Source organism: Acinetobacter sp. TUM15071, from assembly GCF_008980925.1.
Classification (GTDB): Bacteria; Pseudomonadota; Gammaproteobacteria; order Pseudomonadales; family Moraxellaceae; genus Acinetobacter; species Acinetobacter dispersus.
In genome coordinates, this window is the sequence record NZ_BKGB01000004.1 from 104,980 (window position 1) to 122,706 (window position 17,727).

Annotated in this window: 20 protein-coding genes; 9 read left to right on the forward strand and 11 right to left on the reverse strand. The window is 38.4% G+C overall.

Going from position 1 to position 17,727, the window contains the following annotated elements; all coding sequences use genetic code 11:
* The first annotated feature begins 2 nt into the window (after positions 1-2).
* A complete protein-coding gene (locus GBI66_RS05275; RefSeq protein ID WP_151715398.1) occupies positions 3-698 on the forward strand; it encodes a glutathione S-transferase family protein in 696 nt (231 codons plus the stop codon).
* A 38-nt stretch (positions 699-736) separates the two neighbouring features.
* On the opposite strand, the gene GBI66_RS05280 is transcribed toward GBI66_RS05275, so the two are convergent.
* On the reverse strand, positions 737-1,924 hold the full coding sequence (locus GBI66_RS05280; RefSeq protein WP_151715399.1) for a GGDEF domain-containing protein: 1,188 nt from the start codon (positions 1,922-1,924) through the stop codon (positions 737-739).
* A 272-nt stretch (positions 1,925-2,196) separates the two neighbouring features.
* Entirely contained in the window at positions 2,197-3,108 is a 912-nt protein-coding gene (locus GBI66_RS05285; protein ID WP_005185925.1) for an alpha/beta hydrolase, read from the reverse strand.
* 204 nt (positions 3,109-3,312) lie between these two features.
* On the opposite strand from GBI66_RS05285, the gene GBI66_RS05290 reads away from it, so the two are divergent.
* Complete coding sequence (locus tag GBI66_RS05290) at positions 3,313-3,750, forward strand: DUF2147 domain-containing protein (protein ID WP_005147721.1); 438 nt, start codon at positions 3,313-3,315, stop codon at positions 3,748-3,750.
* Between the two features lie 67 nt (positions 3,751-3,817).
* Here the strand turns inward: GBI66_RS05290 and GBI66_RS05295 are convergent, their stop codons facing one another.
* Positions 3,818-4,168, reverse strand: a complete 351-nt coding sequence (locus tag GBI66_RS05295) for an arsenate reductase (protein WP_151715400.1) — start codon at positions 4,166-4,168, stop codon at positions 3,818-3,820.
* A gap of 438 nt (positions 4,169-4,606) precedes the next feature.
* The gene (locus GBI66_RS05300) at positions 4,607-5,431 is read right to left on the reverse strand and encodes an exodeoxyribonuclease III (RefSeq protein WP_005201607.1); all 825 of its coding nucleotides are present in this window, start codon (positions 5,429-5,431) and stop codon (positions 4,607-4,609) included.
* Between the two features lie 41 nt (positions 5,432-5,472).
* On the opposite strand from GBI66_RS05300, the gene pyrE reads away from it, so the two are divergent.
* A complete protein-coding gene (gene pyrE / locus GBI66_RS05305; RefSeq protein ID WP_016162422.1) occupies positions 5,473-6,123 on the forward strand; it encodes an orotate phosphoribosyltransferase in 651 nt (216 codons plus the stop codon).
* Between the two features lie 71 nt (positions 6,124-6,194).
* Here the strand turns inward: pyrE and ddlA are convergent, their stop codons facing one another.
* Complete coding sequence (ddlA, locus tag GBI66_RS05310; RefSeq protein ID WP_151715401.1) at positions 6,195-7,304, reverse strand: D-alanine--D-alanine ligase; 1,110 nt, start codon at positions 7,302-7,304, stop codon at positions 6,195-6,197.
* Positions 7,305-7,633: 329 nt separating this feature from the next.
* Here ddlA and GBI66_RS05315 point away from each other — a divergent pair, with 329 nt between their 5' ends.
* Positions 7,634-8,470 (forward strand): GNAT family N-acetyltransferase, encoded by an 837-nt coding sequence (locus GBI66_RS05315; RefSeq protein WP_151715402.1) that lies wholly within the window; start codon positions 7,634-7,636, stop codon positions 8,468-8,470.
* Between the two features lie 4 nt (positions 8,471-8,474).
* On the opposite strand, the gene GBI66_RS05320 is transcribed toward GBI66_RS05315, so the two are convergent.
* The 4 genes from GBI66_RS05320 to GBI66_RS05335 form a co-directional block, all read right to left on the reverse strand.
* Positions 8,475-9,194 carry an SDR family oxidoreductase gene (locus GBI66_RS05320; RefSeq protein ID WP_151715403.1) on the reverse strand — a complete coding sequence of 240 codons (720 nt, stop codon included), beginning with the start codon at positions 9,192-9,194 and terminating at the stop codon, positions 8,475-8,477.
* Positions 9,195-9,413: 219 nt separating this feature from the next.
* Positions 9,414-11,123: a tetratricopeptide repeat protein gene (locus GBI66_RS05325; protein ID WP_151715404.1), complete on the reverse strand. Its 1,710-nt coding sequence runs from the start codon at positions 11,121-11,123 to the stop codon at positions 9,414-9,416.
* Between the two features lie 127 nt (positions 11,124-11,250).
* The gene (locus tag GBI66_RS05330) at positions 11,251-11,664 is read right to left on the reverse strand and encodes a divergent PAP2 family protein (RefSeq protein ID WP_151715405.1); all 414 of its coding nucleotides are present in this window, start codon (positions 11,662-11,664) and stop codon (positions 11,251-11,253) included.
* Between the two features lie 19 nt (positions 11,665-11,683).
* Positions 11,684-12,562, reverse strand: coding sequence for a decaprenyl-phosphate phosphoribosyltransferase (locus GBI66_RS05335; protein ID WP_005185901.1), 879 nt, complete (start codon positions 12,560-12,562; stop codon positions 11,684-11,686).
* A 26-nt stretch (positions 12,563-12,588) separates the two neighbouring features.
* Here GBI66_RS05335 and GBI66_RS05340 point away from each other — a divergent pair, with 26 nt between their 5' ends.
* From GBI66_RS05340 to GBI66_RS05350, 3 genes are read left to right on the forward strand one after another with little or no spacing between them, the layout of a single operon-like run.
* The gene (locus GBI66_RS05340; protein ID WP_151715406.1) at positions 12,589-13,002 is read left to right on the forward strand and encodes a GtrA family protein; all 414 of its coding nucleotides are present in this window, start codon (positions 12,589-12,591) and stop codon (positions 13,000-13,002) included.
* Positions 13,003-14,304: an FAD-binding oxidoreductase gene (locus GBI66_RS05345; protein ID WP_151715407.1), complete on the forward strand. Its 1,302-nt coding sequence runs from the start codon at positions 13,003-13,005 to the stop codon at positions 14,302-14,304.
* Positions 14,305-15,060 carry an SDR family NAD(P)-dependent oxidoreductase gene (locus GBI66_RS05350; RefSeq protein ID WP_151715408.1) on the forward strand — a complete coding sequence of 252 codons (756 nt, stop codon included), beginning with the start codon at positions 14,305-14,307 and terminating at the stop codon, positions 15,058-15,060.
* Positions 15,061-15,144: 84 nt separating this feature from the next.
* Here GBI66_RS05350 and GBI66_RS05355 read toward each other — a convergent pair whose 3' ends face one another.
* On the reverse strand, positions 15,145-15,333 hold the full coding sequence (locus GBI66_RS05355) for a DUF3565 domain-containing protein (RefSeq protein ID WP_151715409.1): 189 nt from the start codon (positions 15,331-15,333) through the stop codon (positions 15,145-15,147).
* A complete protein-coding gene (locus GBI66_RS05360; RefSeq protein WP_151715410.1) occupies positions 15,334-15,786 on the reverse strand; it encodes a MarR family winged helix-turn-helix transcriptional regulator in 453 nt (150 codons plus the stop codon).
* 178 nt (positions 15,787-15,964) lie between these two features.
* On the opposite strand from GBI66_RS05360, the gene GBI66_RS05365 reads away from it, so the two are divergent.
* Both GBI66_RS05365 and gshB read left to right on the forward strand, forming a co-directional pair.
* Positions 15,965-16,444 carry a glutathione peroxidase gene (locus tag GBI66_RS05365; RefSeq protein WP_151715411.1) on the forward strand — a complete coding sequence of 160 codons (480 nt, stop codon included), beginning with the start codon at positions 15,965-15,967 and terminating at the stop codon, positions 16,442-16,444.
* Positions 16,445-16,668: 224 nt separating this feature from the next.
* Positions 16,669-17,613 (forward strand): glutathione synthase, encoded by a 945-nt coding sequence (gshB, locus tag GBI66_RS05370; protein WP_151715412.1) that lies wholly within the window; start codon positions 16,669-16,671, stop codon positions 17,611-17,613.
* The last annotated feature ends 114 nt before the right edge of the window (positions 17,614-17,727 follow it).

The window sequence follows — 17,727 nt, forward strand, 5'->3', positions numbered from 1 at the left end:
CAATGTATCAACTCTTTATTGGCAATAAAAATTATTCCACGTGGTCGATGCGTCCATGGATTTTACTTACACAAGCGGGGATTTCCTTTCAGGAACAGCTTATTCAGTTTGATAGCTTTGAACCGGAAAGTGAATTTAAAACAGAGATTCTAAAACTTAATCCAACGGGTAAAGTCCCTGCACTTGTGAATGGTGATTTGGTGGTCTGGGATAGCTTGGCGATTTGTGAATATATTGCCGAACAGCATCCTGAACTGAGGTTGTGGCCAGAAGAGAAGACATTACGTGCCAGAGCACGTTGTATTAGTGCAGAAATGCACAGTGGCTTTCAAAGCTTACGAAATCTTTGCCCCATGAATGTGGAAGCGGATTTGGCCCATATTGGCAAGCAACTCTGGGCAGAGCATGTACAGTTACGTGCCGAAGTTGCTCGAATTGATCAGATCTGGTCAGAACGTCCGAGTGAAGACAGTTTTTTATGTGGTGAATTTAGTATTGCGGATGCGTTCTATGCACCCGTGGTAATGCGCTTCGAATGTTTTAAGCTACCGCTGTCAGTATCAGGCCAAGCCTATGCACAAAAGATCTTGTCTTTGGCATCGGTACAGCAATGGATTACCGAAGCTAGACAAGAGCAGATGTTCGTACCTTTTGATGAGCCTTATCGTCAACATCGCGAAGAGTTTTTGAAAGATTAATCAATATTGCAATGAAGGCATATTGTGCCTTCATTGTTCTAACTCGCAGTAAGTTCGGTAAAAATTTTAACTTGATTACGTCCCGCAGCTTTGACCGCATACAGTGCCTGATCTGCTTGGCTAATGATGAGATGCGGTTCATCGGCACTGAGTGAGCTACTGATTCCAAAACTGGCACTTACTACAAACTCTTGCTTATCTTCGCTAATAAACTGTAGTTGTGATACCGCTAGGCGGCAGCGTTCAGCTACATTCCTTGCTTGTACTGTGGTGGTGTTGGGAAGTAATAAAATAAATTCTTCACCACCAAAACGACCAATAATATCTTGGTCACGTAAATTTTTTGCCAAGCATTTTGCCACAGTGACCAACACTTGATCACCCATGCTATGCCCAAAATGATCATTAATACTTTTAAAATGATCGAGATCAAGCAGAACAATCGAATAAAGCGGGTCTGGTTGCTGATGTAACTTTTCTAAGTGACTGCCGATACTGCGTCGATTCAGCACATTGGTCAGTGGATCCAGTCGACTCAGGATTTGAATGGTCATCTCCCGAGTCCGCCATTGCGTCAGCAGAATTTCAAACAGAAATAAACAGGCCAACATGATCGGCAATAAGAAAAACATCATACTGCCGACCCAAAATGGGTGCATCGATACTTCATTCAGCCGCTGCATATTAAACAATGGTGCATAAGTCAGTACCCCAACCATACTGAGGTAGTTGCATAGCAATAAGGCAAATGTTGCAGGAATGAGTGCGCAGTAGACCATCCTACGGTCAAACAGCACCAAACCTACACCGACTACGCTGACATAACCCACCATAGTAGCAGGACTGAAACTTCCAACCAAATAGCTGTTATGACACAGCATTGCAGTAAAAACCTGAACGCTCAGAATGGGCAAAATACTTTGTGCCCAAAGCTGTTCTCTAAATAGGTGACAAGGGATAATCAGCAATAATAAAACGACCAGCATGATCAAACTGGTCCATAGTTGTGAACGTACCAGATTCAAGTGCACCCATTGATTGTACTGTGGGTTGATTAAGACAAAAATATCCCAGCTGATCCAAAACAGATTCATAAATGCCGCAAGGATCAGCAATAAAATACTTTTTTTGAGTATGGTCCAATTGACTACAATGTGATGTTCCCAAGAAAGCCTAAAGCCCCATCCTGTTGTGTCAGTTGACCTATTAAAACGAATCTTCACCATTGGCATGCATCCTTTTATGCAATGAGATTCCTAGGAACTGTATATCTGTCGTCAAAATATTGAGGAACGATAATTAAAATAACAATAGCATCTTTAGAATGAGAAAAAAGTCTAGTTCTGGGCTTTTGAGTGCAAAATAGGACGGGAAAAATTCTTTGAAAAATCAGCTGTTATCTGAATATCCAATCAATTTTATTTTATGATGACAAAAGTGAATTAAGAATGACAATGGTCAGACATAGCTGACCATTTTTTACACGATTTTATTTTGCTTAGTCACGATCGAGCGCATGTGCAAATTCAGCAATATCTGCTAATGCTTGTTTGGCTTCAGGGAACCAAGCGTTAAACATTTGGAAGTTATGCCACATACCGGTATACAGTTTGAACTGAACTTTGACATCAGCCTGTTCTGCTTTTTCTCTAAAGCGTTTTGAGTCATCCAGTAAAATTTCTTTCGAACCCACTTGCACCAAAGTTGGTGGTAGCCCTTTTAAATCATCAAACAAGGGTGAAACACGTGGATCATCGGCTTGAATATTATCGGTCAGATAATGATTGATACCTGCCTGTAAGGCCTCAATCGACAATAAGGCATCATGTTTTTGATTAAAGCGTAGTGATTCACTGGTTAAGGTGAGATCAAGATAAGGCGACATCAGAATCAAGCCACTTGGCATCAGTTCAGGCTGTTGTTTGAGACGTAAACACAGCGCCAAGGCAAGGTTTGCACCACAAGAATCACCTGAGATAATAATATCTTTCGGTTTAATCCCTTGTACCAATAGTGCTTGGTAAACATCGAAAATTGCATCGATGGCTTCAGGATATGGATGCTCAGGCGCAAGTGGATAATCGACATGAATCACTTGCATTTGAGTACGTGCAGCAATATCTGTCATCAATGCACGATGAGTATTTAAACTGCCAAGGAAAAAAGCACCACCGTGAATGTGGAAAATCAGTTGTGTAGCAGCTGCTTGCGCTTTGATTTCTTCACCACGCACACCAGCCAGACGGATTGGACGGACTTGTACTGTTGAATCTTGTGGAAATAGACGGCACAGTTGATCGAGCAACGGACGTAATGCATTTGGAGCCAAGTTAAATTGACTAGGTGTCCGAATCGTCGCTTTAAGTAAGGATTCAGTAAAATAATATTTCCAAACAGTAGCAAATTTCATAATTTTTCCATATTGTTAGATCAGTATAGCAATAAGAAAGTTCTTGAAAATAAGCTATGTCTAAGCACGACGATAAAATCTGAAAAAATGTGCACTACGACACTCTTACTCAGGTTATACCAAATAGTCATAATCAAGAATTGCAATATTGATTGAAGTTCTCAATACTTTCAGTTTGAAAGACCCCTTAAGGATATTACAAAAATGAAGAAAATTGCTTTAGCATTTGGATTGCTCGGTTTGACAACTTTTGCCAATGCAGCGGATGCGCTGAATGGCAGTGTTTGGCAGACCATTGATGATGAAACAAAACAGCCAAAGGCGATCGTGAAGTTCACGGAGCAAAAGGATGGAACGTTAACGGCGTCGATTCAAAAATATTTAGTGGCAGGTCAGGAAAATGCTTGTTCTAAATGTGAAGGAACGTACCATAACAAACCACTGAAAGGCGTGACTATTGTAAATGGCCTGAAAAATGTCGGTGGTGTGAACTACGATGGTGGTTCAATTATCGATCCTAAAAATGGTAAAACCTATAAATTGAAAGCTGAAATTATCGAAGGTGGTAAAAAGCTGAAATTACGTGGTTATATCGGTGTAGCTGCTTTAGGTCGTAACCAAACTTGGATTCGTACTAACTAAGCCAGATTTAAATAATAAAAAACCGAGTCCTAAGACTCGGTTTTTTATTATTGTTGATTTATAGAATTTAAGCCGATAAAGCTTGATAAGTGGCTTCATCAAAGCCAATCACAAAACCTTGTGGGGTTTGCAGTACAGGACGCTTAATCAGGCTTGGTTGCGCGATCAGGGTTTCAATCAGGTTCTGTTCATTGCTGGTCGCGTGTGTTTGCTCATCCGCGCTTAATTTGCGCCATGTGGTGCCTTTTTTATTCAGTACTTTATCTGCGCCAATCTCTTTTAACCAGATCGCTAAAGTATCTGTATCAATGCCTTGTTTCTTATAATCATGAAATTCGTAATTGATGCCTTTGGCTTGTAAAGCATCAAAAGCTTTTTTCATCGAATTACAATTTTTAATGCCGTAAATTTTAAACATACCGAAAACCATAAAAAGAATAAAAGATATGGGCCAAAGCCTAACGCAAAAGAAGGGTGGTATACCAGTTGAAATTTTTTATCAAGTTGATCGGTAGAATATGTGAAGCAGAAATTAAATGACAAAAATGATCATGTGATTTGAGCATAAGGGCTAAAGACAAAGCCAAGAAAGAAAATCTAATATCTAGAAAAGAGAAAACCCGCATATAATCTTCCTGATTATGCGGGTCTCATTTCAACGTCCAATGTCTCATCCTTGCAAATAAACTTAATCTAAGTTTATTTTATCTTCCTACGGCTTCCTATCCCTTTTTGGTCATCCTGACCGCTTCCCTGTGCCGTGAAGCTATAATGCCGTTCTAGATGCGAAATAAAAATACACAAAAGCGACAAGTTATGTAAGCTAAAGAAGCGATCAAAGTGAACAGGTGTTCACTTATTCGTGTATTTTATAGTCGATAATCACGGGTGCATGGTCACTAAACCATTGTTCTTTATAGACCCATGCATTTGTTGTACGTGCTTTCCAGTCTGGAGAGCATGAATGGTAGTCAATACGCCACCCAACATTTTTCGCACGTGCTTGACCACGATTGGACCACCACGAATACAATTCTGCTTCAGGGCGAACTTCGCGGAAAGTATCCACATAACCTAACTCATCATACATATGATCGAGCCAAGCACGTTCATGTGGCAGTACCCCAGAAGATTTCTGGTTACCTGACCAGTTTTTAATATCGATGCGTTTATGCACGATATTGTAATCCCCACACACGATGATTGATTTATTTTCATCTCGCCACTGTTTGAGTATTTTGGCGTATTCTTGTAAAAACACGTCTTTGCGTGCTTGCGCTTCGTCACCGCTTGATCCTGATGGCAAGTATAGCGAGGCAATATGAACAGTTTGTGACAGCCCTAAATCAAATTCAGCAGTCGTAAAACGTCCTTGAGAATCAGCCAGTTCAAAGCCTAAACCATCTTTCACTGAAACGAATGGCAGACGGCTATAAATCGCCGTACCTGCATAACCGGCACGTTCAGCAGGGAACAGGTGGGTATACCAACCTTCAGGTTTAAATTTATCGGTCCATTGTTCATGGGTAATGCGACTTTCTTGCATACAAACCACATCAGCACCCGACTGTTCTAGCCATTCGAGTAGACCTTTGGTAACTGATGAGCGCAAGCCATTTACGTTAATTGAAACGACTCGAAGAATTTTTACATCACTTGGATAGCTATCCTTTGGTATCATACGTCTGTTTAACCTCAATTGAAGAATTTGGAGCACTTTATATGACAACGCCTGTGTCATTTCATCCGCAAGCTTTTATCGAACTCGCATTATCACGTGGAGTGCTTAAATTTGGTGAGTTTACCTTAAAATCAGGCCGTGTCAGTCCTTATTTCTTTAACGCAGGTTTGTTAAACGATGGTGAAGCACTGTCTTTGTTAGCGCAAGGCTATGCCGACAAACTGGTACAGTGTGACAATGTCGGTGTGATTTTTGGCCCAGCGTATAAAGGGATTCCTTTTGTCGCAGCAACAGCTGTGGCATTGTCTCAAGTGCATGGCAAAAGTGTACCTTGGGGCTTTAACCGTAAAGAAGCCAAAGATCACGGTGAAGGCGGTGTGTTGGTGGGTGCGTCGGTTGCAGGTCAAAAAGTCTGGATCATTGATGATGTGATCACTGCGGGAACAGCGATTCGTGAAGTTGTGACCATCTTAAAAAATGCAGGTGCTGAAATTGCAGGTGTATTGGTGGCGTTAGATCGTCAAGAACGTGGCCAAGGTCAGCTTTCTGCGATTCAGGAAGTGCAAAAAGAACTCGAAATTCCTGTGCATGCATTGATCACCATGAAAGATTTGATGGATTATCTAGATACGAAAGGCGAAAAAGACGCTTTAGCCAATATGCAGGCTTATCGTGAAAAATATGGCATCTAAGTTTTAGATGTAAAGAAAAAGGAAGCGAAGGCTTCCTTTTTTATTCCTTGGTTTTGAGTGGGAAAATACGATTAATCTATCTCATTTAAAAAAACTGTATTTTGTAGTTGAGCGTCATTTTCATGCTGTTCAATTGCTAATTCTATTAAACGGGTAATGAGGTCAGAGTAATTTAACCCACTCGCTTCCCATAGCTTTGGAAACATACTTATATTAGTAAAACCTGGTAAGGTATTTATTTCATTAATAAAAACTTCTCCATTTTTTGTTAAAAAAACATCAACCCTTGCGAGTCCAGTGCATTCCAAAACTTCATAAGCTTTGATGGAGATCTCTCTAATTTTTTGGCTGATTTCATCAGATATATTTGCAGGTATCGTTACTGTTGCGCCTTTATCATTAATATATTTTGTGTCATACGAATAGAAGCTATCTTCAAGCTCAATTTCCCCACAAACACTTGCTGAAGGCTCATCGTTACCGATAACGGCACATTCTATTTCTCTGCCATTAATTCCTTGTTCAATCAAAACTTTATTGTCGTAAATGAACGCTGTATCTAGAGCTGTTTCAAATTCATCTTGAGTGCTGACTTTACTCACACCTACTGATGAACCCTGATTAGCGGGTTTAACAAATAATGGGCAGCCTAATTGTGAACTGGCAATTTCGAAGCTTATATCTTTTCTATTTTTCTTCGTTAGCTTTATGAAGGGGGTAATATTTAAGCCAGCATCTCTTAATAATCTTTTGGTTATATCTTTATCCATACACATGGCAGAACTGAGGACTTGAGAACCAACAAATGGAAGGTTCACCATTCTTAGCAATCCTTGCAATGAGCCATCTTCTCCAAGTGTTCCGTGAACGATCGGAAAGATCACATCCAATTGCGATAGAGTTTTGTTTTGAAACTCTATGATTTGTTTTTCATTTTTCCCTGGAATGAACGCAATATTTCGTCCTGATTGATGTAGTGAAATGAGAGATGGATTATCTGAATTTAATAAAAAATGAGTACTTTCATTCAGGTGCCATATTCCATTTTTATCGATACCGATCAATGTCACATCAAATTTTTCTCGATCTATCGCATCAACAATATTTCTTGCAGACTGAAGCGAAACCTCGTGCTCGGTAGATTTCCCCCCAAATATAATGCCAATATTTTTCTTCTGCATCCCTATATTTCCTTAAATATTTACTAAATTTTCAGCTAAAAACCAAACCTTAATGTACCTCTGAATGATGTAACATCATGATTAATATTTGTGACACTTAGCTAAATTTATCTGAATATCAAGGGAGAAGGGAAGCCATTACAGAAGGATTGATTACTAATGGTTACGACATATTTTTCTTCATTTCTAGGTTAGCTAAAGCTCAATAATCTTTTAATAAAATAAAGAATTAAAATATTTAGCATATTGTTGAAAATTAACTTAGCTTGGATATCACAGATATTTTCATTTGTTTCAAATTGATATAACCAGAGTTAGAGAAAAGAAAAGTGAAAAACAAGATTGAGCAGGCAAATCCTGATGTGAAAATTATAAGAGGATCTTTTACATCTCAAAGTGAGCGCCAACTCATTTTTCAATGGCTGGATGCTCAATTTTATCACTCTCTTGGGATCACTGTATTTCTTGATCGTACACAAGGCATTGATACACAGTGGCAACTGTTAAGACTATATGATTCTAATCAGTCTGATGAACTCCTCGGTGTTGCAGTCATACTTGTTGGAGGGACTTGTTTTTGGTTACCAGAGGAAAGCAGCTCTGCTGGATTACTTTGTTCAACGATTGTTAAACTTCAACCCCATCGTATTATTACTACGTCTTTTGGGCGAGATATACTGCGTTCTATGATGGGGCATCAAATGAGCATATTGCAAGAGTATGATCAATCAGTCATGGTCTGTTCGCATCGCTTCCCACAGGCGAGTGGCCGTTTCGCCATGACATCAGATATTCCTCGCCTAATTGAATATCAACACTTATACAATCAAGAACGTTCGGTAGATGAAAGATCTGATTGGAATGTGCTTATTCAGCAGGCTAAGGTTGTTGTGCATGAAGTTGATGGTCAAATTGTCTCTATCGTTCGATTCGGGATTGAAACTCATCGTCTGGTCAGTATAGGCGGAACTTACACCTTTCCTGAATATCGACGGCAGGGTTATGCTGAGCGTGTATTAGCGTTTGCAATCAACCAAATCGTTGAGAGTGGACGCATCGCACATTTGATTGTCGACATCGATAATTTCCCAGCAATAAAACTCTATCACCAAATGGGCTTGGAAGACATTGGCTCATCTTATGTCGGCTATTTAGGTTATTCATAAACAGCTAAACATTTGTGTCCAACATTGCAGGCATCAAAATTTCTTTAACACAGCTTGCTTTACTGGTTGAAAGAATAAAATGAATTGTCTGAATCACATCGGCTAAAGGGATAAGGGAATATTCGGTTTGTTCTAAAACGTCTTTAGTGGGTTTATCAATTTCATATTCGCTGGCAAGGTAGCCTAAGTTCAGTACACTGACCCCAATCAGGTGTTCACGCAAGATTTCTCGAAGGGATTGCGCAATGCCTCTTAACGCAAATTTAGTTGCGGAGAAAACAAGCTCTTTACCGTTATGATTATCAACAGCCCATGTCGACCCGATCAGAATGATTTTGGCATTGTTGGATAGTTTGAGATTTTCGATCAATGATTGAACCGACAGTATACAGGTGGTGATATTGGTATTGATGATTTGGTTGATTTCAGCAGCAGAAACATCTTCGAAATTATAATCATTGCTAAAAGCTTGTTGTTCCCAAATGCCGACATTGTAAATCAGCACATCAATTTTTTGCTGCCTAATTGTCGTCTTTATATCACTTACAGCTTGTTCAGATTTAGAAAGATCAGCACGAATCCAGTTTAAATTCGGCATTTCTTGTGGTTGGGTGCGAGATACACCATAGATGGTATCTGTTGGCTTTGGCACAGCTTGAACAATGGCTTTCCCTAGTCCCTTACTGACGCCGTATATGAGAAATGTTTTATTCAAGTTATCCATTTATCTATCCGTATTTTGTAGATTAAGGGACAACTATAAAAACTCAACTTAGATTGAGGTCAAGAGCTAAGTTTGGGCTATAAAAATATCTGAGGCTTGCTTATTTAATTTATTTGATTGGTTCTGGCTGATAATGGTTTAAAAAATAAAAATTACCAGCGAGCCGCTCCAGTGTACTGAACTCTAGAACGGCTTGCTGTTAAACTTAGATATTGGATGTTATTTTAGTTTAAGTACTTCCAACGAAATTTCTGCTGGTAAATTTCCTTTACCTTTTAATTCAGCTAATATTTTCAAGGCTTCTTTTTTATTCTTAACAAACCCATTTTTACCATGTAAATAATTAATAGCTAACATGAATTTAGCTAAGTCATTTCCATGTAAAGAGGCCTGTGCTAATAAATTATTCGCCTTTTTAATGTTTTTTTCGACACAAATTCCATTTCTATATAAAGTAGATAAGTTATATAAGGCATGCTTGTTTTGATTTTGGGCAGCCATTTTAAACATTTCTAAAGCCGAGCAATAGTTTATAGATGTATGTATCCCATAGAAATAGAAAAAACCGAGAGTATTTTGGGCGTCACTATTTCCTTCATTTGAAGCTTTGATATAGTAACGAATAACAGCTTTGTTTATCTTCTCTTGCTTAACTTTTTCTTGGTTTAAAAAGTAAAGTTGTGTAATTGAGTTAACATCATCAATACTTAACCTAATATTAGATAAGGGGATTGGATCATTCAATTTAACAAGTAAGTCTTGGTCCCATTGTTCTCTTTTTTCCCAAGGGAAGTTTACTTCATAGAAGTTGATAAAGGTATTGCCTATCCCTAAAGGGCCAAGTAATAAGCAAACAAGAGCATAAGAGTATATGAGCTTTTTAAAACTCATGAAGTTTGATGTAATTAAATTTCTGTCAATTTTATTCATTATTGCTAATGACATGAATATTACAGACAAGTTAAATAAGAATAGTGCAATCCATCTAATATAATCAAATGCTATTAAGGTTAGCGCCAACGGAGATGCTGAAAAAAACAAGATGAGAATAAACGTTTTTTTGTCTGTGCATTTTTTAATAAATAAAAGTACAGGTGAGCAAAATAGGAATGTAAAAAATATTTTTAAATATGCTTTGGTTTCAAAAAATGTTTGATAGTTTGTTACGAAATTTTCTTTTAAAGTCAGTAGCGACGTGCTGACAGCATAAGATTGAAAATGGTCGTAATACATAAAGGTTTTAATGATAGAGTTAACTTGGAATGGAGACATCTTTCCATAGATCACTACTGCTACTAATAGTAAAGCAGACTCTATCCCAATAAGGAAAATGTGACTTATTTTTCTATATTTCTGATAATATATAAATGCCAAAGTTGGAACAAAGAATATTAGCATCGCTTCATGCGTCAATGCCATTACGGGTAATGATAATAATATAAAAGCTAGAACAATGAAATTTTTTGAATTTTTTAATATGAGTAAAATAGAGGTGAGCAGAATAATTTGACCGACATGATCAAAACGAGATAATTCTCTTACCCATTGAGAGGTTAGAAAAGATAAACTAAAAATACATAATGAAAAAATGATAACATCTTTGTTTTCAAGTTTTAATTTTTTGAAGAAAACAAATGTAATTCTAGAAAAAAGATAGAATAGTATAAGTAATAAAATAATGGATACTAGGCGAACATGTCTATAAGTTGGATCCACCCCGAAAATGTTTAATATTTCACCAGGCAAAGCTCTTCTAACAAAACCATAGTCATAGCTAAATACCCATTGTGAGTATAAATAGTCATGCAACCTTATTGTAAAGTTAAAAGAATATATGTTGCTGTGGATGAAAATAATAACAATGAGGATTAATAAAGAATATAAAATAAATTTAATATTTTCTTTATTGCTTTTAATGAACATGTTCATAAACGCGCTACTAAAACTTAATTATGAAATAACTATTGGCTAGCTAATACTGGGAGGGTAGGCAAAGATTAGATTGGTGACTAAATTAACGTTTAATAAGTTATATAGTCCCAAGGTAATATTTGACTTATAACATGCTTGCTAAATAAGCAACGAAAACACCTACAACGATACCAGCTAAGATCTCAATCTTTGTATGTCCCATACGCTCTCTTAAATGCTGATACTCAGGCGTATTTTTAGCTAAAAGATTGATAGCTGCAGCATGTTTGCCAACAGCACGTCTTAAGCTATTCGCATCTAAAAGCACAATAAATGAGAGGGTAAGCGCAACACCAAAAGCAGGTGTATCAATCCCTTCCTTAATGGCAATAAGCGCAGCCATACTGCTTACAATGGCACTATGATTACTTGGTAATCCACCATAGCCAATTAATCCAAAAGCCAATTTCTTGGCTTTAATTGAATTAATAAGAAATTTTAGACAGCCAGCAACTAGCCAAGCTAAAAATGGGGTAATAAGGTAAATATAATACGTCACAAAACAATCCAAAATAAAATTAGGCTGGCAATAATGTCCAGATACAACATGCGACCCATAAAACAACGGTTAATAATATTTGCCAGTCCTGAGCGATCACGTCAGTTGGAGATTCTCCACCTTTTAATGTTTCAACAATAAACCAGTAACGGAATAAGCCGAACATCACAAATGGGATAGTGATAATCAGTTGTGGCTGTACTTCCATCGTATACAAGCTATAAAAAACAATGGCTGTAACGGCTGAGATACCTGCAAAGCGGTCAATCAGACTTACTGAATAGTGTTCAAGTACACCACGCCCTTGCGAGCCACTTTGTATTAGTTCCTGACGACGTTTAATTGAAGCGAGATACAGTGAAATACTTAATGTCGTAATAAACATCCAGTGAGAAACTGGCACGGCAAGAGCTACAGCGCCTGCATATACTCGTAATACAAAACCAAAGGCTACAATGAAAATTTCAATAACGGGTTCATGCTTCAGTTTAAAGGTATAGGCCCAATTCAGTAGTAAATATACCACGATCACGTAGATGACCTTTGGCGCAACTAACCAAGCGAATCCTAAAGCAATATAAATCAAGGTTAATAGGATAATTGCACTTTGGGGACTTACTTGACCCGAAGCTAAAGGTCGTTTCAATGACTTTTCAGGATGTGCCCGATCTTTTTCTATATCTTTTAAGTCATTAACAATATAGACCGCTGAGGCCGCTAGACAAAATAAAAATGCCGCAAATAATACGGAATAAATAGAGTCTAAATTTAGGAATTCGCCTGCAAAGATCAGCGGTGCGAAAACAAAGCTATTCTTAAGCCATTGTTTAGGTCTTATTAGTTTTATCAGTCCTGGGATTTCCGCTAGAAAAGACCGATTTTCTGCTATATCATACATTTTTTTTTCAGCGCTATTAAATATAAATGATGGACTCTATTAAGCTCGCGCTGCTTTATACAGCATTTGCTATGGTTGCTACGTTTTGCAATATTATAGCACAAGATATTTCCAGTTATATTTATGTTGGAAATTTTTATATTTTTATTTCAATTTTTGTCGGCACAGGTGTCGGTTTAATTGTTAAGTATATCTTAGATAAAAAGTATATTTTTAAATATAAAACACATAATACTAAACATGATGGAAAGGTTTTTATGCTGTATACCATTATGGGTATCTTTACTACGATTATTTTCTGGGGTTTTGAATTTGGCTTTCATGCAGCGTTTGGAACCAAAGAGATGCGTTACGTGGGTGGAATAATCGGTCTAATGATTGGCTATATTTGCAAATATTATCTAGATAAACATTTTGTGTTTCGTAAAGTTGAGGCATAAATGAAAACAATACAGGCTTGGGGTCGGCTTTCTGACGCTGAACATCACGTTATCCCTTTAATAACACCTTCACAAGCATCCAAACAAATAAAACATGGCACGTTCCCAGGTATCGCTCATGGTATGGGACGTAGTTATGGTGATGTGGCATTAAATGGCAATGGCCTTTTATGGCTGACCACAGCCATGAATCATTTGATTTCTTTTGATTTAAATACTGGAATTTTGCACTGCGAAGCAGGTGCTACCTTACAAGATATTCACCGAACACTCATCCCACAAGGCTGGATGTTACCTGTAACCCCAGGCACGCAGATGATTACTGTCGGCGGGGCCATTGCAAATGATGTACATGGCAAAAACCACCATGCTTTTGGGTCTTTTGGTGACCACCTTCTGCAGATTAAGCTGATGCGGACTGATGGTGAAATTATTGAGTGTTCAAAGACTGAAAGGGCTGATTGGTTCTATGCAACTGTAGGTGGAATTGGCCTAACAGGTATAATTTTAGAAGCAAAAATACAATTACGTCCAGTTCAAAGTTCGTGGATTGATTCAGAAACTATTCCTTATCACAATCTAGATGAGTTTTTTGCACTCTCTGATTCATCTGAACCTGATTGGGAATATACGGTATCTTGGATTGACTGTATGAATGGTGCTAATGCTAAGGGACTTTTTTCACGGGGAAATTTGGCGAGTGCATCTACGCAAGCGGAACCTAAAATAAACGATAAAACATTTCCGATTACTCCTCCGATTTCATTGGTGAATAAACTCAGTTTACCAGTCTTTAATTTTGCCTACTTTCATGGGAACTCGCTCAAAAGCCAATCGCAAAAAGTACATTACGAGCCATTCTTTTATCCATTAGATGCCATGCATGAATGGAACAAAATGTACGGACCGAAAGGTTTTTATCAATATCAAAGTGTGGTGCCGAACGAGATTGGCAAAGAAGTCACTCAAGATATGTTAAACGCCATTAAAAAATCAGGCGAAGGCTCATTTTTAGCGGTATTAAAAACATTTGGTGATCGTGAGTCTGGTGGATTACTGAGCTTTCCAAAATCTGGTGTTACTTTGGCGTTGGATTTCCCTAATCGTGGTGAAAAAACCTTAAAACTGTTAAATGAATTGGATCATATTGTGCAGCAAGCACAAGGCCGCCTTTATTTAGCCAAAGATGCTCGTATGCCAAGGTCATTATTTGAAGCGGGTTATCCGCACTTGAATGAATTTTTAAAATATCGGGACCCAGGCATCAGCTCGGAAATGTCTCGTCGTCTATTAGGGGGTTAAATGTCAAATCAACCAAAAATCTTAATTGTAGGTGGAACCTCCGCTATTGCTGAACACTGCGCCAGACTCTGGCTTAAGCAGCAGCCTTGTGAAGTTATTCTGTTGGGTCGAGACCAAGACAAATTACAGCGTGTTGCGAATGATCTTAAAGTCCGTACCCCGCAGGCCAATATCCAATTACAGACCGTCGATTTTTTAAATGCTGCGGCAATTCAAGATTGTATTGATACCATCAATCAACAGGGAAAAATCGATATTGCCCTGATTGCACATGGTAATTTACCTGATCAAGATCAATGTCAAAATGATCTAGTTCAATGTCAGCAGGCAATCGAAGTAAATGCGTTGTCACCAGTCTTATTTACTGAAGCTATTGCTAAACATATGATTGAACATAATCATGGGAAATTAGCGGTGATTGGTTCTGTAGCAGGTGACCGTGGTCGTAAATCGAATTATGTATACGGTGCATCCAAAGCATTGCTTGATAAATATCTACAAGGATTACAACATCGCTTAGCGTTAACAGGTTCTCAAGTCACAGCGACTTTAATCAAGCCTGGTCCGACAGCGACCCCTATGACGGCTGGAATGTCTGGTAAAGGCAAGCTTGCTTCACCTGAGCAAGTTGCTAGCGATATTGTGCAAGGAATCGATAAAGGTAAATTAACCATTTATACACCAGGTAAATGGGCAATTATTATGATGATTATTCGAAATTTACCGTTCTTTTTATTTAAGAAAATGGATATATAAATAATATGTATCAACTAAAAAGCCCAATCATCTATTGGGCTTTTTAGTTGATGTTTCTCTTAAATTTTGATGCAGTATTAGGTTTTATTTTCCCTCACACTTCTTACATTCCAACATTACCCCTAATTTCTCTTTCCGCCCTTGTTTGGTTAACACCCAAGGACGATTTTGCCACGGTGGATCATGACGGACGTGCTGCCCATGCCCACAGGCGAGATCAGCAACATAATGTCCTTCTTCATCGAGATGAAAACCGACAATCGCTTGCTGCATTTAATTTTCCAGACTTTCGAGTTTAGATTGTTCCAAACCCTTTAAGAAACGATGGCATAAGTTATGAATCGCCACTAAATCATTTGGGTCCATACTCAATGAGCAGGCGAGCTTAAACGGAATCAGGGTAATTTCATCTTTTGCAGCCAGTGCTTTTTTCAGCAAGATTACTTTCTTCATCCGCTCATCTTCTTTGACCGCAACACGCTTTAAAAACTGCTTTTCTTCGAGTTTTTTAATAATCGGTGTCAGCGTTCCAGAATCAAAAAAAGTCTTTTGTCCAATCTCAGACAACATCACATTGTCCTGCTCATACAAAGCCAGCAATACAATAAATTGCGGATAGGTCAGATCATATTCCTGAAGCAAAGGGCGATATTGGCGAATCATCGCATTGGTCGCGGAATACATGGCAAAACACACTTGGTTATCCAAAAATGAAACTTCAGCCATGATGGTTTTTCCTCGACTCGATTGTTGAACATTCAGTATAAATTGGATTGCTTTAAAAGTACATTGCGCATAATTAACTTGCACACAAGATAATTGTGTGAAATATTAAATAGGTGAGCTGAATGATTCAGCAAACTATTTTGAGTACATCCATTATTGGATAGAAGAGAGAACACCTATGAGCAAGATTTATGATTTTCAGGCTGAATTGTTAGAAGGCGAACAAAAGAACTTCGCGGATTACCAAGGCAAAGTGTTATTGGTGGTGAATACCGCAAGCCAGTGTGGTCTAACACCACAATTTGAGGGTTTGGAGAAGTTATATCAGGACTATCAACAACAAGGGTTGGTGATTCTCGGTTTTCCATGTAATCAATTTGCCAACCAAGATCCATCGAGCAATGAAGAAATCGGCAGCTTCTGTCAGCGCAATTATGGCGTATCGTTCCCCATGTTTGCCAAGGTTGATGTAAATGGCCCAACCGCACATCCTTTATATCAATACCTCACCTCTGAAGCCAAGGGTCTGTTAGGTAGCAGCATTAAATGGAACTTCACTAAATTCCTGATCAATCAAAACGGTGACGTGGTCAAACGCTATGCCCCGATTACCAAACCTGAAAAAATTGCAAAAGATATTCAAAAGCTATTGGGATAAATAGGCTAAAAATGAGGAAGATGGAAATTACTGGTCTACGGTGCATCCACTGGTGATTTCCTCATCCGAAGCAAATTGAATCATAAAGCTGAACATTTTTAATATGTTGTAATTAATTGAACAAAATAGATTTTTTAATCTTTAAGATTTATACAACTTGTTTCACGATTGACCGCAAACTTCGCTATACTTTTTGCCAAGATTAAAAATACGAGCGTCAGATTATGCGTGTACTTGTAGTGATGGACCCGATTGAAACTGTGAATCTCAAAAAAGATTCTACTATGGCGATGCTATGGGCGGCCAGTCGTCGCGGACATGAATTGGGTTATGCATTACAACACGATTTATATATCGACCAAGGTAAAGCCTTTGGCCTGATCTCACCACTGAAAGTATTTGAAGACTATAACCATTATTATGAGTTGGGTGAAAAAAGAAAAGAATCTTTGGCGGATTACGATGTGGTGTTGATGCGTAAAGACCCGCCATTTGATATGAATTTTGTCTATACCACCTATATTTTGGAGCAGGCAGAGCGTGAAGGCGTATGGATTATTAACAAACCACAATCGCTACGTGACTGTAATGAAAAGCTGTTCGCGACCCAATTCCCTGAATTACAAGTACCCACTTTGGTAACCTCACAACAAAGCCTGATTCGTGAATTTATCAAAGAACATGGCGATGTGATTGTAAAACCATTAGATGGTATGGGTGGGATGGGGATTTTCCGTCTGTATCAAGATGGGGTAAACATTGGTTCAACTTTGGAAATGCTCACGGAAATGGGTACACGTCCAATTATGGCGCAACGTTATATCCCTGAAATTGTCGAAGGTGATAAACGCATCTTGATGGTCAATGGCGAGCCGATTCCGTATTGCTTGGCACGTATTCCGCAAAATGGCGAAGTGCGTGGTAACTTGGCGGCAGGTGGTTTAGGTCAAGCCCGCCCACTGACTGAAAATGATAAATTGATTGCGGCAAAAGTCGGCCCATTCCTGCGTGAAAAAGGTCTGATCTTTGTTGGTTTGGATGTGATTGGTAACTATGTGACTGAAATTAACGTGACCAGTCCAACCTGTATCCGTGAGATTGATGCACAATTTGGCACCTCTATTGCCGACGATCTTTTTGATGTTTTAGAAGCAGGTCGTAAAAACTAAAAAGTTGCATTTTTGACCGAATTGCCCGTTTGTATTGAATGAAAATTTGCATGCAAATGGGCATTTGCATATCGGCAGTACCTTGTTTTTAACAAAGAATCGAAAAAAGCATAG

Bases quoted from the DNA above. Each gene is read 5' to 3' on its own strand.
- GBI66_RS05275 (WP_151715398.1), top strand. From the start codon at position 3: ATGTATCAACTCTTTATTGGCAATAAAAATTATTCCACGTGGTCGATG.
- GBI66_RS05280 (WP_151715399.1), bottom strand. From the start codon at position 1,924: ATGGTGAAGATTCGTTTTAATAGGTCAACTGACACAACAGGATGGGGC.
- GBI66_RS05285 (WP_005185925.1), bottom strand. From the start codon at position 3,108: ATGAAATTTGCTACTGTTTGGAAATATTATTTTACTGAATCCTTACTT.
- GBI66_RS05290 (WP_005147721.1), top strand. From the start codon at position 3,313: ATGAAGAAAATTGCTTTAGCATTTGGATTGCTCGGTTTGACAACTTTT.
- GBI66_RS05295 (WP_151715400.1), bottom strand. From the start codon at position 4,168: ATGTTTAAAATTTACGGCATTAAAAATTGTAATTCGATGAAAAAAGCT.
- GBI66_RS05300 (WP_005201607.1), bottom strand. From the start codon at position 5,431: ATGATACCAAAGGATAGCTATCCAAGTGATGTAAAAATTCTTCGAGTC.
- pyrE (WP_016162422.1), top strand. From the start codon at position 5,473: ATGACAACGCCTGTGTCATTTCATCCGCAAGCTTTTATCGAACTCGCA.
- ddlA (WP_151715401.1), bottom strand. From the start codon at position 7,304: ATGCAGAAGAAAAATATTGGCATTATATTTGGGGGGAAATCTACCGAG.
- GBI66_RS05320 (WP_151715403.1), bottom strand. From the start codon at position 9,194: ATGGATAACTTGAATAAAACATTTCTCATATACGGCGTCAGTAAGGGA.
- GBI66_RS05325 (WP_151715404.1), bottom strand. From the start codon at position 11,123: ATGAACATGTTCATTAAAAGCAATAAAGAAAATATTAAATTTATTTTA.
- GBI66_RS05335 (WP_005185901.1), bottom strand. From the start codon at position 12,562: ATGTATGATATAGCAGAAAATCGGTCTTTTCTAGCGGAAATCCCAGGA.
- GBI66_RS05340 (WP_151715406.1), top strand. From the start codon at position 12,589: ATGATGGACTCTATTAAGCTCGCGCTGCTTTATACAGCATTTGCTATG.
- GBI66_RS05345 (WP_151715407.1), top strand. From the start codon at position 13,003: ATGAAAACAATACAGGCTTGGGGTCGGCTTTCTGACGCTGAACATCAC.
- GBI66_RS05350 (WP_151715408.1), top strand. From the start codon at position 14,305: ATGTCAAATCAACCAAAAATCTTAATTGTAGGTGGAACCTCCGCTATT.
- GBI66_RS05355 (WP_151715409.1), bottom strand. From the start codon at position 15,333: ATGCAGCAAGCGATTGTCGGTTTTCATCTCGATGAAGAAGGACATTAT.
- GBI66_RS05360 (WP_151715410.1), bottom strand. From the start codon at position 15,786: ATGGCTGAAGTTTCATTTTTGGATAACCAAGTGTGTTTTGCCATGTAT.
- GBI66_RS05365 (WP_151715411.1), top strand. From the start codon at position 15,965: ATGAGCAAGATTTATGATTTTCAGGCTGAATTGTTAGAAGGCGAACAA.
- gshB (WP_151715412.1), top strand. From the start codon at position 16,669: ATGCGTGTACTTGTAGTGATGGACCCGATTGAAACTGTGAATCTCAAA.